The 16,634-nt window shown below is 36.5% G+C and carries 17 protein-coding genes and 1 pseudogene; 3 read left to right on the top strand and 15 right to left on the bottom strand.

Going from position 1 to position 16,634, the window contains the following annotated elements:
* Positions 1-753: DUF3987 domain-containing protein (locus ACFIKU_RS05775; RefSeq protein WP_375656935.1), on the top strand; the 753-nt coding region annotated here is incomplete at its 5' end.
* Between the two features lie 80 nt (positions 754-833).
* A complete protein-coding gene (locus tag ACFIKU_RS05780; protein WP_375656936.1) occupies positions 834-1,034 on the top strand; it encodes a hypothetical protein in 201 nt (66 codons plus the stop codon).
* Between the two features lie 879 nt (positions 1,035-1,913).
* Here the strand turns inward: ACFIKU_RS05780 and ACFIKU_RS05785 are convergent.
* The 5 genes from ACFIKU_RS05785 to ACFIKU_RS05805 all read right to left on the bottom strand — a co-directional run bounded on the left by ACFIKU_RS05785 (position 1,914) and on the right by ACFIKU_RS05805 (position 6,494).
* The gene (locus tag ACFIKU_RS05785; protein ID WP_375656937.1) at positions 1,914-2,501 is read right to left on the bottom strand and encodes a hypothetical protein; all 588 of its coding nucleotides are present in this window, start codon (positions 2,499-2,501) and stop codon (positions 1,914-1,916) included.
* 372 nt (positions 2,502-2,873) lie between these two features.
* Positions 2,874-3,488: a hypothetical protein gene (locus tag ACFIKU_RS05790; protein ID WP_375656938.1), complete on the bottom strand. Its 615-nt coding sequence runs from the start codon at positions 3,486-3,488 to the stop codon at positions 2,874-2,876.
* Positions 3,478-5,262: an MFS transporter gene (locus ACFIKU_RS05795; RefSeq protein WP_375656939.1), complete on the bottom strand. Its 1,785-nt coding sequence runs from the start codon at positions 5,260-5,262 to the stop codon at positions 3,478-3,480. Before ACFIKU_RS05795 ends, ACFIKU_RS05790 begins: the two co-directional genes overlap by 11 nt.
* Positions 5,255-6,166, bottom strand: coding sequence for a radical SAM protein (locus ACFIKU_RS05800; RefSeq protein WP_375656940.1), 912 nt, complete (start codon positions 6,164-6,166; stop codon positions 5,255-5,257). Before ACFIKU_RS05800 ends, ACFIKU_RS05795 begins: the two co-directional genes overlap by 8 nt.
* Before the next feature lie 10 nt (positions 6,167-6,176).
* Entirely contained in the window at positions 6,177-6,494 is a 318-nt protein-coding gene (locus ACFIKU_RS05805) for a hypothetical protein (RefSeq protein WP_375656941.1), read from the bottom strand.
* Positions 6,495-7,307: 813 nt separating this feature from the next.
* On the opposite strand from ACFIKU_RS05805, the pseudogene ACFIKU_RS05810 reads away from it, so the two are divergent.
* Positions 7,308-7,610, top strand: a pseudogene (locus ACFIKU_RS05810) (integrase arm-type DNA-binding domain-containing protein); the annotation flags it as partial.
* Positions 7,611-7,658: 48 nt separating this feature from the next.
* On the opposite strand, the gene panB reads toward ACFIKU_RS05810, so the two are convergent.
* The 10 genes from panB to ACFIKU_RS05860 form a co-directional block, all read right to left on the bottom strand.
* Complete coding sequence (gene panB, locus ACFIKU_RS05815; protein ID WP_375656942.1) at positions 7,659-8,474, bottom strand: 3-methyl-2-oxobutanoate hydroxymethyltransferase; 816 nt, start codon at positions 8,472-8,474, stop codon at positions 7,659-7,661.
* On the bottom strand, positions 8,471-9,331 hold the full coding sequence (gene panC / locus ACFIKU_RS05820) for a pantoate--beta-alanine ligase (RefSeq protein WP_375656943.1): 861 nt from the start codon (positions 9,329-9,331) through the stop codon (positions 8,471-8,473). Before panC ends, panB begins: the two co-directional genes overlap by 4 nt.
* 23 nt (positions 9,332-9,354) lie before the next feature.
* Positions 9,355-10,101 (bottom strand): DNA repair protein RecO, encoded by a 747-nt coding sequence (recO, locus tag ACFIKU_RS05825; protein ID WP_375641522.1) that lies wholly within the window; start codon positions 10,099-10,101, stop codon positions 9,355-9,357.
* A 25-nt stretch (positions 10,102-10,126) separates the two neighbouring features.
* Entirely contained in the window at positions 10,127-11,032 is a 906-nt protein-coding gene (era, locus tag ACFIKU_RS05830; protein ID WP_273723653.1) for a GTPase Era, read from the bottom strand.
* A complete protein-coding gene (rnc, locus tag ACFIKU_RS05835; RefSeq protein WP_375641523.1) occupies positions 11,025-11,732 on the bottom strand; it encodes a ribonuclease III in 708 nt (235 codons plus the stop codon). The genes era and rnc overlap by 8 nt, the downstream gene beginning before the upstream one ends.
* On the bottom strand, positions 11,713-12,525 hold the full coding sequence (gene lepB, locus ACFIKU_RS05840; protein WP_375641524.1) for a signal peptidase I: 813 nt from the start codon (positions 12,523-12,525) through the stop codon (positions 11,713-11,715). Before lepB ends, rnc begins: the two co-directional genes overlap by 20 nt.
* A gap of 80 nt (positions 12,526-12,605) precedes the next feature.
* A complete protein-coding gene (gene acpS / locus ACFIKU_RS05845) occupies positions 12,606-13,007 on the bottom strand; it encodes a holo-ACP synthase (protein WP_375641525.1) in 402 nt (133 codons plus the stop codon).
* Between the two features lie 20 nt (positions 13,008-13,027).
* Positions 13,028-13,618 (bottom strand): DUF2062 domain-containing protein, encoded by a 591-nt coding sequence (locus tag ACFIKU_RS05850; protein WP_375641526.1) that lies wholly within the window; start codon positions 13,616-13,618, stop codon positions 13,028-13,030.
* 121 nt (positions 13,619-13,739) lie between these two features.
* A complete protein-coding gene (pyrE, locus tag ACFIKU_RS05855) occupies positions 13,740-14,318 on the bottom strand; it encodes an orotate phosphoribosyltransferase (protein ID WP_273723667.1) in 579 nt (192 codons plus the stop codon).
* Between the two features lie 16 nt (positions 14,319-14,334).
* Positions 14,335-16,560: a RelA/SpoT family protein gene (locus ACFIKU_RS05860; RefSeq protein WP_375641527.1), complete on the bottom strand. Its 2,226-nt coding sequence runs from the start codon at positions 16,558-16,560 to the stop codon at positions 14,335-14,337.
* Positions 16,561-16,634: the final 74 nt, after the last annotated feature.

A 16,634-nucleotide genomic window follows, 5' to 3' on the forward strand; every position in this document is an offset into this window, starting at 1 on the left:
AAATCAGAAAAGAAAAAACAAGCCCATAAAGCGATCAAAAAAGGAGATCTTGAAACAGCCCGTGCTCTTTTGTCTGACCCCCCCTCTAAAGATAATACACATGATGATGATGTCTCTCGGTTTATTGTCAATGATGTCACGGTCGAAAAGCTTGGGGAATTGTTAAAAGAAAACCCCCGTGGTCTCTTAATGGTTCGTGATGAGTTATCTGGTTTTTTAACCAATCTAGAAAGAAAGGAATATCAAACAGACCGTGCTTTTTATCTCACAGCTTTTAATGGAGATGATCAATTTACCTATGACCGTATCGAGCGGGGAACCATTTTTATCCCCCATGTAACGTTATCAATAATTGGAGGCATTCAACCTTCACACATTATTCCCATCATTCAAGCAATCCACCATGGAATAAACGATGACGGTTTATTGCAACGGTTTCAAATGATTGTGTGGCCCGATGAAAATCAAGAATGGAAATGGGTTGATAGACCTCCTAATCAAGAGGCATGGAAAACTTATGAAGGGGTGTTTCATTCTCTTTATGATAAACCCCTTGGTTCACCAGAACACCCGCTGGTGATGCGCTTTTCTGCTGAAGCGCAAGAGATCTTTCGTGAATGGATGCAAAAGATTTTTAAAGAAGCCAAAGAGAATAACCTTTCTGAAAGTTTACAAGCGCATCTTTTGAAAATACCCAAAACCATAGTAAGTCTTGCGTTGATTTTTGAATTGACCGAAGGGGGGGCGTTTTGAAATAGGCTTGCCTTCACTCACTATGACATTGTGTTGATCACCCTATTTGTTAAGTCATGCAAAACTCATTGTAGAGCTTTGTGATCATTTACCAGATGGTTTTACCTGCACGAGATGTTTATAAGCGTGATTGGAAACTTTTAAAGGATAAAGGAATTATTCAACAAACTTTAGAGCTTTTATGCTGTTGCGACTATCTTCGTGAAATTCATGAAGACAAAACCCAAAAGGCGGTCGGCCTACAAAACGCTATAATAGCCCACCTTGGTGAAAAATCATAGGACCACACAATAGAGAAATCTCTTTTGAGAGTTTTTCAAGCCAATCGCTCAAAGCTCTTTTTAGTGATATTCTCTTCATTGCTCTTTTTTCAAAGAAAATGATCAGAGTTCTTCTTACAAAGAGTTTTGTTGCTTTTGGAGAGTTATTCCAATGTTTATGTTATTTTTTAAATAATAAAAAACATTATATTTTAATATTTTTGTTTAGGATCTCGAGCTACTCTATGGAAATTTCTATTTTTGTAAAAAATCCAAACATGCAACAGCATGGTAAAATATATTTTTATGACATTGGTGATTATCTCAAGAAAAAAGAAAAACTTACGATAATAGAAGTTATTTGGGAGTATTGATGGTATTACGTGAATATCAGCTACAATATCATCTGGATTTATATTACTCGTAATTGGCATTTTGGATGCATGGCTCATTTGTTCTGCGAACTATTGGACTTGAATGTTTAATCTATAAAGCTCGGTATTGATGATATTAGAATAAAAGCCATCTTGATTTGTAAGTTTAATCGAATGCAAATTGAGAACATTCGATATAATAACAAGCGTATGCTTCTTAGCTAGCTCCCTTTAAGTAAGATAATAAGGCCACCTGCTATACTGTTCTGATTGGGGTTGAGCTCAGCTTTATAATAAACATCAAGCGGAAATACCTATAATTCTTTCTCATCAAAAATCTTGAATAAAAAAGGCAAGTTGCCGCTTAAATTACTGCTAATATTAAAAAAATCCAAGCCAATTTTGCCACCATCTTTGACACTTTTAGTATATGAGATTCCGATATATGAGACAAGCACCATATTGTTCTTCCATCCGTATGTCCTATATCTATTCACGAAACATCGCTGCTTCAGAGTGGGAAATATTATATATTTGTAGCAATTTCTTTTAATGTATTCATATCAAAATACAAATCCGATACCTTTCGGCAAAATTTATCAAGATAAATAAACAATTCATCAGAGAGATATATCTTTTTTTCTCGAATTCTCATTAAATCCTCAGTTTTATTATTTAACGGATGCGCTTCAAAATTACTTGCACGATTTCCTGCTAATTTGGTAGGCATATAATGATTTATGATGTTACAAAAACTACAATCTAAAGGGCCAGAAACATTACTTCCAACCATACCAACGTAGTTATTTTTATTCTCAAAACACTTATATAATTCTTTAATATTACTTGCAAATGGCTTATAGACAAAAGCATTATAGCCATATTCGTGAATTTTTTCATAACCACATTTCACGAATGTCTCATCAGCGATATTTAAGAAACCCAAATCTGGAATTTTTGAAGGAAATTTCATAGGCTGTTCTATTCCAAACAAATTATTCTTATCTATCCTATCAATAAAATAATTCCACTGCTCAAAATTAATACTTGCATTGAAATCAATAATAAATTTTACATTTTTGTTTTCATTAACAATTGCAATTGTATCATCCAAATACTGATTCGATCATTTCAATTGTATCAAATCGTAATTACGTATCTCATCATCAATAATTTCACCTATTCCTATCGTTTTAATAGATTTTATTAATCCAGAATTAATAATTTTAGCCATTTCAACTTTTTAAAAAAAATCTTCCAACCCAAAGAAATAGCTTAAAGAATTTGAAAAGTGTTTACTTTTATTTATTGATCTTTCATTTACAGATTTTATAAAATCGTCTGGCATTTCTCCGTGACTAGGTGACAATGGCAACTCCATAGCAAAGGGCGAAATAACTTTATCCCGAACAGTAAATAAAATTATCAGTTCTGTTTTTCAACTAACACACCAGAAGAACTGTGAAAAGAATCCGATAATTTATATTTATTGGTGTAAACTCTGATGCGTATATCCATATTTTATCTCACAGCCAGAAAAAAAATCCTGTATCATATTTAACTGAAATGTATTCTCGTACTTTTTTCCATTTTCACAATTAACTAAAATGAACTCGGGAGTAGCGATACATATTAGAGCTAACACTTCTGCCAAATCGAATCTCTCCGATAAAGTAATCGTCACACTATATGGTACGCTATATTTTTTCATACATTCTATGTTACGCACCCACTTTTGTTTATATTTTTTACTGTCTAGATTTCTTATCTCTGAAATAACATCTGTGCCTATTTGTATCCCTAAAAAGAACGGATTACTCTTTAATAGCTTCAAATATGGTTGAATATAGATGTGCCCCCCTGTTGCAATCCGAAAATATTTTTTACAAATGAGACACATACAAGTATATTTATGAAGTAAATCATAATCGAGCTCAAAAGGCTCTCCACCAGAAAGAATAATAAAATCAGATTTTATGTCATTTATTGTATATAAAGATTCAGGCAACGCGTCATCTCTCACCATACATTCCATCGAATATGGACAATGATTGCAGCCCGCACTGCAATTTTTATTACAAATTACAATATTATCGCCCATGAAATTTCTTATTCAAGTTCATATAATCCAATACTAATTGTTTCATGAAAATATTTTGGTATAGACAAAGATCAGAAATTTTTTTAGCCACAAACGCTTTTATCATTGGTAAAGCTTCATCCTTTGATATAGACAGTAAATGAGAAATATAGTCTATCCGTTCTTCTAAATTGAGAGATAATCTTGGACTGGTGAAAAATGTTAAAATATCCAATTCCGGACTGGCTTCTTGACATAAATCCCAATCCACTACCATAAAAGAACTATCAGGAGTAACAATGATATTATCAGGATGTAAATCTCCATGTGATAAGATTATATTCTTGCTTAATCGATCTTGAAAGATCTTATTGATTTGATCAATAATCGTCTTTTGATGTAGCAAATCCATTTGGCTCAATACAGTCCCTCGGATAAACTCCCATTCGACTACTTCATCGCAAAGTGTTATCAAATTTGGTGCAGGATAGAGACTTTGTCGAAAAGAGCCATCCTTGATGTTTTCATTAATGCACGATGCTTCCGGATAAATTTGCCCATAGCAAAACTCTTGATGCTTGCGTTTCAAGAAATGTTGTTTTGACGATTGTGCATTTTCAGGCTGTAACCAAATGATTTCTTGTTTTCTGACAAAAATAATTAAAGCAGACACCCCAAAAATCACAGCCATAATCACTGCCAACCACAAATTAGCTTGCCAGAATGTTGAAAAAACATAACCGTATAAAAAACTGAATGCAAAGGATACAACAGCTGTAATAATGGCTGTGAATGATAAAACAGTCGCGATAGCTTTGGGATCAATCAGTGAATTTATAAGAAGAGACGACAGATAAGATCGATAAGCGGATTTAAAAACACATAGCAGTAAAAATCCTAATATAAGAGCCGCAATGATTTGAAATGACATGAGAAAAAAAGCAATGGTTACCATACAACCAATCATTAAGACGGGAAAAATAGGATTTTGAAACTTTGAAAAATACTTCTGAAACAATATATTGGAACTTGCTGAAAAAAAATTCCCAATGATAAAAATAATCGAAACCAAAATAGCAGGTTGAAATGGCAAAAAATCAGAAAATGCGATAGAAACAGTTCGATTATTAACCAAAATAGCAAAAGCTGAAACTGCACTTAAAAAAATAAGAGTGAAGCGATAAGGATTTTTGACTTCTTTACGGCTGGCGCACATAACTGTGAAAATACTCGGATGAGCGTTGATATGAAAACTATCTAATCCCTTCGTCAGTTTTGAAAACATAAAAATAGCAAAAATTAATGAAAGGACTTGAAAAATCACAGGCAATGCAGGATGCACATAATAAAGTATTCCCCCTAAAAAAATAAGTACCGTTGTTACACTATAGGTAACAGCAGCCACTTCGGACTTAACGGAAAACAGTGTGCGATGCTTTGGTACTACAGAAAAGAGTAAACTATCTTCCGCACCTGAGAAACAAGCGGCTGCTAATGTAATACACAACAAATAAGTGGCGTAAGCAAAATATGCATAATTCATAAAAAGAGCTAAAAAACCGCAAAGAAAGAAAAACAGCCCAGTATAAATAACGCGTTTACTTCCATAAACATCTGATAATAAACCCAAGGGGACTTCTAATATCAAAGGAAGCAATAAAAAATAACTACCGATTAAAACAATATCCGCTTGCGACAAATGCAATTTTTCTGACAAAAAAAGTGGTAAAACAGCAACCACTAGAGCAGTAGACTTGCTAACACTATAAATCTTAAATTGCTTAACCTTATCCACAAAATACCTTCCCACGACATCCGCTACATGCGCCAGATTCTTTCAAAGATTTTAAAACACTTTGAGCAGACCAATCTATTGCCTCATAATTTTGTAGATTCCCAAAAGCTTCTGAATAAAAGCAATTTTTTAAATCTCCATTATAGTCCAATACCAAGGATGAAAATGGAAATAAACACATTAACGGCGACGAAACGTACGTAGAATTTTCGCCTAAGTAATAATTAATACAATTTACAAAATTTTGTGACGTCCATGAGATTTTCTTTTCTTGAAACTTTTTATCTATATAAACCTGGAGGGGGGATTCTTTCCTTGATAATTCATCTCTCAAATGAAAAAGTGAAGCGTTTGGTGGAAGAGTTTTGTTTCTTAAAGCCTTAGATCGATCCTTTGTATTATTTTTTCTAGAAAAACTAAATGACGACGTATCGAGCGGGCTGAATCCGATATAATCGACATCTTTGCTTATACAAAAATCGATAAAATTAATAATATTTTCTAGAATCTCTTTGGTAACTGTCGCTCTTATTCCTATACTTTGCAGAGGTTGAAGATTTTTAACGGTTTCAATGTTTTTCCACACGCGATCAAATTTATTCGCCCCCCGTATATCATAATATCCTTGGACACTAGTCGAATCCATAGAAATAACAATTTCTTTTATGTCATACTGTGAAATCCATAAATTTTTATGCAATAAGATGCCATTAGTATTTAATTCAACAGGCAGACCTAGTTCATTCAACGTTAATAAAATATCTTTAAGCTTCGGATGCATTAAAGGTTCTCCCCCAGAAAGCATCACTGAGGTAGCTCCTTTTTCTTTCAACATTCTAAATAAGGATATTAAACTTTCTGGAGTATGCCATTTTTTTTCCTTAATCTTCCAGCAAGCGCACATGGTACAAGGGCTATTGCAATTCTGGATAAATATGTATAATAGGTGTTACAGGTACCCATAATTTTTTAAAATCAAAAATCGAATCTGACGCACTAATCAAGTTTTCCTTCTTTAAAAGAAAACCTTTCTTTTCTAGTTCTCTTAACAAGATTAAAAAATCTGATGCTCGAATCTCTGTCTTTACATTAAGCTTTGCCGCAATAGTTTCAATTTTCTGTTTCTGTAAAAAAACTGAATCAATTAAAATTATAGCTGAATCATTAAGCACAATAGTCTGAAAATCATTTAATCTAGTTATGCTATTCTCGTCGAGATTAATACGAAACATTTCCCCTCCTAAATTGTTTCTTAATAATACAACGGATAAGGGCGTTGCTGCGCCCTTATCCTGCTTTTTTATTTTTTTCTATCTCGCACCAATGGTTTATAACAAGTTAAAGTTGCACTATTCACAGTGCCAATCACCTGCGGTTTTTTATATGACATAATATCCTCATCATATTGTTATTATGTACCTTATTTATATTCAAGACAATTAGTATTTTGTAAAAATCCTAGAAATCTACAACTTTATAATTATAAAATCAATTTAACTGCATTATGCAATATTCAGTTTGGAAAAAAATTGGCCTATACCAGTATAAATCGAAAAACTCTTGTGCTCAGCTAATTTCCATTTTAATTATTAATTTCATTCAAAAAATATTATTCCTGATTTCAATGGCTATTTCACTTCAATCGCAATAAGAAATATGCAATGCTCTGCTTTATCACGTAATTTTAAAAAGGTTTTTTTGGGCTGAAATAAAGAATAGTTGTTGCGTAAATCAGCTTCTCAGAAGAAAAATTTTTCAATTATTTTTCTGTTTTAATTGTAATTTTGTGAAATCTACTTGCGGTGAAATTACCTTTAAAAGAGGTTCTACTCGGCGCCAAAATACAAACTTTTATTTCTTATTAAAGATACAATCATATTGATTTATAATGATAATCTAGCGTTATTCATATTGAATTAGCCCCTCGAATAACGCAAGATTCTCTGATTCCAAACCTGTTTATGTTGAATCAATCAAAACCACTCGTTTGCACATAACAAGCGGGATGAGTGTGTGGATCAAATTTGTATAAGAAAGAACTAAAAATAGTTCTTATGAATCGTCTTAAGTGCCAAGAACTGTCGCAACATTAAGGGCTGGAAAATAGTGTGATGGGTACCGGCTTGCTTCTTCATAAGCGTAAAGACGGAGGTGCTCAATGGATTTACGGTATACTCTTCACGGGCGCTGTCGCGAAATAGGATTGGGTGCCTCAAGAAAGCTTTCTTAAAAAAGCACATGAATTACTAACCCAATCGCGTTCTGTTTTGCATAAGAGACGTGACCCCATTAAAGAAATAGAAAAATCACAGCTCAAATTGTATACAAAATATATGCACATTCATTATCAAAACAACAAATATTCTCTTGTTAAAATTCTCATCTTAAACTGAATTTTATTTTAATTTATAAACTTCATTATCCGCTGGGAAAGCACGAGAGATGACATCCTCTGCATAATTCTTTATTGCAGTTTCCATGGCTTGTTCAAGGTTTCCATAACGGCGTACAAATTTTGGCACATGAGCACCATAGCCCAACATATCTTCCATAACCAATACTTGTCCATCACACTGATTGGATGCACCAATACCGATCGTAGGGATAGAAAGCTTTTCTGTCAGTTTTACTGCTAAAGGCTCGACAATCCCTTCTAAAACAATAGCAAAAGCACCTGCCTCCTCAATTGCAACCCCATCGGCTTCAATTCTTTGCCAATCACTCTCTCTTCGTCCTTGTGTTTTGAAGCCACCAAAACGATTCACCGCCTGGGGTGTGAGACCAATGTGCCCCATTACTGGAATGCCACGTTTACACAAAAAATCAATTGTTTCCGCTATATAAACACCACCTTCAAGCTTAACTGCACCACACCCCGTTTGAGCAAGAATACGCGATGCATTTAAAAAAGCTTGCTCTGGACTTTCCTCATAAGAGCCAAAAGGCATATCAATAACCACAAGAGCTTTTTGAGATCCACGCACCACAGCTTGCCCGTGTAAAATCATCATATCTAAATTAACAGGAAGCGTTGTCTCAAACCCATATACAACCATACCAACGCTATCACCAACCAAAAGGATATCGCAATATGGATCAGCAATCCGCGCAGCATAAGCTTGATAAGCTGTTAAAGAAACAATTGGCTGTTGTCCCTTTCTTGCACGTATTTCGGAAGATGTTAGACGCTTTACGGTTTTATGTACACTCATTTTCCGCCCTTCTCTTGCAATATATATTGATCAATCAGTCTTACCTCTCCAAAGCGGACAGTAAGAAGTAAAACTGCTGGTTTATTCAATATTCCTTTAACCACGCATAAAGTTTCCATATCCCGTAAATCTATCGCTTCAATGATTGCTCGCGTTTCTTGTTGTAAAATATCACGAACAGTTGTGCATAATTTATCAACCGACCGTTCACCTTCATGGTAAAGCTTTTCAGCAGCTTTCCCACTTTCAGGAATAATTTTGGCAGCTTTACGATCTTCTAATGTTAAAAGCTGATTGCGTGAAGAACAAGCTACACCATCCGACTCCCGTAGAATAGGAACTCCAACGATTTCAATAGGAAAAGCCAAATCTTCAACCATACGCCGAATAATTAAAAGTTGTTGAAAATCCTTTTCCCCAAAAAAAGCCTTGTCTGGTTGGACAATGTTAAAAAGTTTAGCAACAACGCTTGTTACACCACAAAAGTGCCCTGGACGTAATTTTCCCATCAAAATACGTGATAATTTTTTCACTTGCACAATTGTATCATTTCCCAGTGGCCACATTTCATCTACAGAAGGGGCAAAAACACATTCAACACCCGCTTCTTTTAACAAAGCACAATCGCCCTTCAAATCTCTTGGATATTGAGAAAAATCTTCATGAGGTCCAAATTGCTTTGGATTGACAAAAATAGAAACCAATACGCGATCACACATTGCTCTTGCATACTGTACTAATGCAAGATGTCCATCATGCAATGCCCCCATTGTTGGAACAAAACCAATCGAAAAATCTAAACTTCGTTCCTCTGAAGTATATTGGCGGACTTCAGCAATTGTCTTTAAAACTCTCATTTTCCCATTCAATTATCATCAGATCAACAAATCAATGCTTGTATACCAAATTGGCGCTCAAACAATTGTATCAAATTCATGCGTACTGACGGCTGCTGTATATCTCGTGGCTCCCAGACATGACGCATAAGAAAAAAACCAGTCAGTATAAAACCATTCATTATGTCACTAGAATCAGCAGGACGAGTCGTTCTCTGTACAAGAAACTGTGGTAGAATGAGAAGCTTTTTTTTCCAAGGCTCCCCTGCTTCTTCACAGACAGCCCGTCCAGATTTTGGTGATACGTAATGAAGTCTTTCCTGACGACCTGTTGCAGCACAACAAGATAAATCAAGACCAAAACCAAGTTCTTCAAGAAGCCGCATTTCAAAACGTACAAGCAATTCTGCATTTACAAATGGTTCATCAAAATTTCGCATAAAAAGGTGTAAAATATCATATAAAACGGGGTGCGGATCACGTTCTGGAAGAAGCCGCAAATGAAAAGCTATCAATTGCATAGCATAAAGCGCTTCTGGTAGACAGATTAATCGTGCCGCATGTAAATCCAGAGCTTCAAGCCGAAAAAGTCCCAAATGTTCCTCTAAACGAGCCCACCATTCAGCCTCCACAAAATTTCCAGGTTGAAGAAGAGCTGCCATACGACGCGACCGCCCCCCTTTTACCACTCCCATATAACGACCATGTTCACGTGTCATAACCTCAAGAATGACACTTGTTTCACCATATTGGCGTGTACCAAGAATAACAGCTTGTTCTTTCCACTTCATTTTACTTTAATTATTTTTAAAAATCTTATTTTAAAAAATCCAATCCCATTTCGCGATAACGTTCTGGATCGGTATCCCAATTATCGCGTACTTTCACAAAGAGAAAAAGATGAACCTTTTGATCCATAATTTCCATGAGTTCTTTACGTGCTGCTTGACCAATCGCTTTAATTGTATCGCCTTTTGCTCCTAAGACAATTTTTTTCTGACTCTCACGCTCGACATAAATAACTTGATTAATTTTAACGGAACCATCTGAACGCTCTTCCCAGCTTTCTGTTTCAACCGTTGAGGAATAAGGAAGTTCGTCATGAAGACGAAGAAAAAGTTTTTCACGCGTAATTTCAGCAGCAAGATGACGCATGGGCATATCGGAAATTTGATCTTCCGGATAATACCATGGCCCCTCCTGCATCATATTACTCAACGCATGAAGTAAATCCTTGCAACCAGAACCGTTTAGAGCAGAAATCATAAATGTTTGCGCAAACTTTACACGTTCATTTATTTTAGTGGTTAACGCTAGAAGAGATGATTTAACAACTGTATCAACCTTATTAAGAACAAGAACTTTTTCTTGTTTCATGTTGTTTACAATATCTAACATCATATCAACTTCATCCGAAAGACCACTTTGAGCGTCAATTAAAACGAGCAGAACATCCGCGCTCTTAGCCCCTCCCCAAGCAGCAGAAACCATGGCACGTTCTAAGCGCTTATGGGGACGAAAAACACCCGGTGTATCGACTAACACAATTTGCACATCATCATGAATGACAATACCGCGGATTAAAGTTCGTGTTGTTTGTACCTTATGCGTTACAATTGAAACCTTTGTTCCAACCAACTGATTAACCAATGTCGATTTACCGGCATTAGGCATCCCAATAAGCACAACAAACCCAGAACGCGTTTTCATAACGTCACTCATGATCATTTTTTCCCACTGTTTTCCATACGCCCTCTCGTCGCAAAATTTTTTCAGCTGCCATTCTTTCAGCATATCTTTTAGAGCTTCCCTGCCCAATCTCTGAAGCAACCCCAGAAATACTGACCTCTACCATAAAAACAGGATCGTGATCTGGACCTGAACGTTTTATAACCTGATAATGTGGTTGTGCATTGCCTTGGATATGCGCCCATTCCTGTAACTCTGTCTTGGCATCACGTCGACCAGCATCCATTTTCCTTGCCCGACTTTGCCAATATTTTTGAATAAAAGGGCGAACGCTTTCCAATCCTCCATCGAGATATATCACGGCAATCAAAGCTTCCACGACATCTGCATGCATATTGATGAGTCGACGCCCCTCGAAATTTTTCATCTCAAAACCAACACGGATCATATCAGGAAGCCTCATTTCACGCGCAATATCAGCACATGTCTGCGCATTGACTAGATGATTCAAACGGACTGATAATTCACCTTCACTTGCCTGAGGGAAAAGTTGATACAGCATTTCTGCAATCAAAAGGCCTAAAACCCGATCCCCTAAAAACTCTAGTCGTTCATAATTCCCCTGTTCTGAATCCTGTACACTCGAGTGTGTTAATGCCTTCTTTAACCTCTCTTCATCTTTAAAACGATGCCCCGTCAGCTTGAAAAGCTGATCAATCATTAGACGTTTCATCGTTGTTTCCTTGCTTGATAAGCGGCAAATCATGAACCGTATTTATAAAAGAAAACAAACGCTTCCAACGCACATCAAATGGCCAGCGCCAAATCTGCCAAGCACTTGAACCGTTACTGATGGAAAAGAAAATTACGCTCGCGCGACCAATAAGATTTTCTTCTGGAACATAGCCTACATCTAAACGACTATCATCTGAATTGTCGCGGTTATCTCCCATCATAAAGTAATGTCCTTGAGGAACTTCAAAGACTTCTGTATCATCAACTTTCGGGATGAAAGCTAAATCAAGTGTATCATAACTGACACCATTAGGCATTGTCTCGCGATAAACCTCAACAGGATAGCTAACCTCTGTTATATCAGAATTATCAATCTCCCCCATAAAGTGACGTGAGACAGCCTTATCATTAATATAAAGAACACTTTGACGGACTTGTATACGATCACCTGGTAGCCCAACAACGCGTTTTATATAATCAATCTTCGGATTACTTGGTAAGCGAAAAACGACCACATCTCCACGTTGAGGTTGAGATGCCCAAATCCGTCCAGAAAAAAGAGGAGGAGAAAAGGGTATGGAAAAACGAGAATACCCATATGCATACTTAGAAACAAACAGATAATCTCCCACCAACAAAGTAGGACGCATTGAACCGGAAGGAATACTAAAAGGCTGGAAAAAAAGTGTCCGAATAAACGCTGCTAAAAGCAGAGCCTGTATTAGAACAGAGATAAATTCACGAAGCCCACCTTTTTTTTCTTTTTTATGCACTTTATCTTTTTGGATCATCACCAACTGCCTTCTCATCACAGATATAATTTTTTTTCATCATAATATTCAAATAACAAAAGCACAATCTCTCATCCCATCTATCCACGTGGAAGTGCCTCGATAATAATAAATGCCTGTGCCCAAGGAAAATCATCTGTTATGCTAAGATGAATAACTGCATCATGATGAGGAGGTAATAACTTTTGAAGTTGCACTTGTGCGCAATTTGTTAATTGCATGATTGGTTTACCAGATGGCAAATTAACTACCCCCATGTCTTTCCAATTGATACCACAAGCGATTCCTGTTCCTAAGGCTTTAGCACACGCTTCTTTAGCAGCAAATCTTTTTGCATAGGAAGAGGAGATTTTTTTGAGATTTTCGGATCTCTTTCTTTCAATATCCGTAAAAATACGTTGGATAAAACGATCACCATAACGAACCAACATTTTCTCAATACGTCGTATATCAACCAGATCATTTCCAAGACCAATAATCATAAGATATTACCCGATCTTTCTTACGATGAACGCTTCTTTAAACGCCTTTTTTTTATAATCTTTTGATATCGCTTTTCTTTAAAACGAACCGTTGCTCTGTAAACACCTATATAAGATAACCCACCAAAAACAATACCTAAAAGAGTTCCACCTAAAATCATAGGACTCATAATTGTGTCCCATGCGCCTTTAAAGAGGAGAGAGAGATTTGACAATGTCAAATCATTAAATAGAGCACGAATTTGCGAAAGAGAAATCTCTTTGACATCGCTAAAAAGTGATAAACAAAAATACCCTACTTTATAATCAGCCATGACAATCAATAAAAATGTGAGTGGATTAGAAAAAATCGTCCCAATGATTGCGGCGGCAAAGTTTGCACGCAAAAGCCAAGAAAGAAATATTGCCAAAATAATATGCAGCCCAAAGAAAGGAGAACAAGCTAAAAAAATGCCAACAGCAACCCCCAATGCTACTTCATGCGGTGTTGCTGATATACGCAAAATACGTTTATGTATGTAGCAAAATGAGCGAGAAAATGAACGACGTGGCCATAACCAAAGTCGAATACGCGTTACAAAATCTATTGGTTCTCGACGACGAAAAAGCATATGACTCTCAATATACATCTTTTGATGATGAAATAATCTATATTATCCAAATTAATCTTTTTAAGCTTTATCATCCAAATTAATCTTTTTAAGCTTTTGCACAAAAAAAATAGAAAGACAATTAAATATTTCGACTGCCTGGTTTTATCGCTGGAAGAACAGAAAGCTCTGCAGGAAGAGCATCACTAGCGTAAGAGGTTATCTCGTATTCAGCAAGTGCAATCAATGGAACTCCAACATTGACTTTACCACCAGAACGATCAAGGATACATGCACTGGCCAATACCTCTGCTCCTGCTGCAACGAGCGCCTCAATAGTCTCACGAATGGAAAGACCGGTGGTCACAATATCTTCAACGATAACAACCCGTGCACCCTTCTTGATTTCAAAACGACGCAACTCAAAGATGCCATTTACACGCTCTACCCAAAGAGAAGGAACACCAAGGTGACGTGAAGTTTCATAGGAAGGAATAAGACCGCCAATTGCGGGACCAACAACATAATCAATTTTTCCATCGATAGATTTTTTTATTTTTTCAGCCAATCCACGACATAACTTTTCCGTCAAGTCAGCATGCATGAATACTTTCGCTTTTTGCATATAAGTCGCGCTATGGCGACCCGATGTTAAAATAAAATGCCCTTCTAGAATAGCATCTGCTTGTTTAAAAATATCAATGACATCTTGTGTATTCATTGCAAAATCTTTCTTTTTATCCATGAACCCGCCGTACTGTACTTACTGAACTTGCCTCTTTTAACTGAGAAAAAATACGATTCAAATGTTTTAAATCCCACACTTCCAAATCAATCATAATTTCTGTAAAATCTGGTGCTGTGCGGATAAAAGATAAATTTTGGATATTGGCATCGTTAGCAGAAATTATTTGTGTAATTTCAGCCAAAGAACCAGGACTATTTACAACCAAAATATTCATCCGTGCAGGAAAACGTTCATTCATTTGGGCATCAATATCCCAGCGGACATCAATCCATCGTTCTGGCTGATCATCATACGCCATCAAAGCTGAAGACTGTATTGGATAAATAACGATCCCAGCCCCTGGCTGCATAATACCAACAATCCGATCTCCAGGTACTGCTCCTTCCGGTGAAAAACGTACCGGTATATCTCCACCAGTTCCTCTAATAGGCAATGCTTTAGATTGATGATTCTCGACCATTGCATTCTTTTCATTTTCTGGAACTTTAAAAATCATACCTTGAGCATTTTCAATATTAAACCAACCTTCTTCCCCAGGCTTAAAAGATGACTTTTGTACCACACGGTGATCTTGATAATCAGGATAAACCGCTTTAATCACATCAGCGGAAAACAGCTCTCCACGCCCAACAGCAGCTAAGACATCCTCTACATCTTTACGCGCTAAACGTGGCAAAACTTTCTTCAAAATGTCTTTTGAAAATTGTTTTCCCATATATTCAAATGAACGCTCAAGAATACGATATCCTAAACCCGAATATTGTTTACGTACCGCTGCTCGACTTGCTCGTCGAATAGCTGAACGTGCTTTACCTGTGACAACAAGAAATTCCCATGCAGCTGGCGGAATTTGAGCGTGTGAACGAATAATATCAACCTCATCACCATTTTTTAATTTGGTCATTAAAGGCATAATACGACCATTGATTTTTACACCCACACAAGAATCACCAATGTCTGTATGGACGGCATAAGCAAAATCAATGGGTGTAGCTCCTTTAGGAAAAGCAATTAATCGACCTTTCGGCGTAAAACAAAAAACTTGGTCTTGAAAAAGCTCAAGTTTTGTATGTTCTAAAAACTCTTCTGGATTATCTCCATCAGACAAAGATTGTATCGTTTGACGCAGCCATGCATAGGCATTCGTTTCGCTTGATAACTTCATAGTCGAATAATTGGAACCGTGCTCTTTATATATGGAATGAGCAGCAACCCCATATTCAGCAACTTCATCCATAGCAGCCGTTCTAATTTGCAACTCAACACGTTGTCGCGATGGTCCCACAATTGTTGTATGAATAGAACGATAATCATTTTGCTTTGGTATAGAGATATAATCTTTAAAACGACCAGGAACCATTGGCCATGTCGTATGAATGACCCCAAGAGCACGATAACAATCATTCACGGACTCAACAATCACACGAAAACCAAAAATATCCGATAACTGTTCAAAAGATAATGCTTTACTTTCCATTTTGCGAAAGACTGAATAAGATTTTTTCTGACGGCTTTTAACATCTGCTTTAATGCCATGCTCGAAAAAAAGTTTTGTCAATTCATTTTCAATTGTGGAAAGCAAATCACGGTTGTGTTTCAATAATTCAGAAAGTCGATTGGTAATCGTACGATAACCTTCTGGATTTAAATAAAAAAAAGAGAGATCCTCTAATTCTTCGCGCATATCCTGCATACCCATACGGCCTGCAAGTGGCGCATAAATATCCATCGTCTCCTCAGCAATTCGTCGACGTTTATCATCACGCATAACACCAAGGGTACGCATATTATGAAGGCGGTCAGCAAGTTTGACTAAAAGAACGCGAACATCATCAGAAATGGCAATAAGAAGTTTACGAAGATTTTCTGCCTGTACGGCTTTCTTTGATACAAGATCAAGCTTATTAAGCTTTGTAAGTCCTTCAACCAACTTCCCAATTTCAGAACCAAAAAGCTGATCAATTTCTGCTCGTGTAGCGCTTGTATCTTCAATTGTATCATGCAAAAGAGCAACAGCAATCGTTGCCTCGTCCAACCGCATATCCGTCAAAATAGCAGCAACTTCTAAAGGATGAGAAAAATAAAGATCACCTGACGCACGCTTTTGATGTGCATGCTTTCTCATTGCATAATCATAGGCTTTGTTTAAAAGAGCCTCATCTACGTCAGACTTGTAACGCTGAACACGTCCAACAAGCTCACACTGACGCATCATACGAGCATATCCTTTATCTTTTCACACCCCTAATCCTTATTGAACACATCTTATCAATAAAAGACAAGAAAAAT

The organism is Bartonella sp. CM120XJJH (genome assembly GCF_042194715.1).
Classification (GTDB): Bacteria; Pseudomonadota; Alphaproteobacteria; order Rhizobiales; family Rhizobiaceae; genus Bartonella.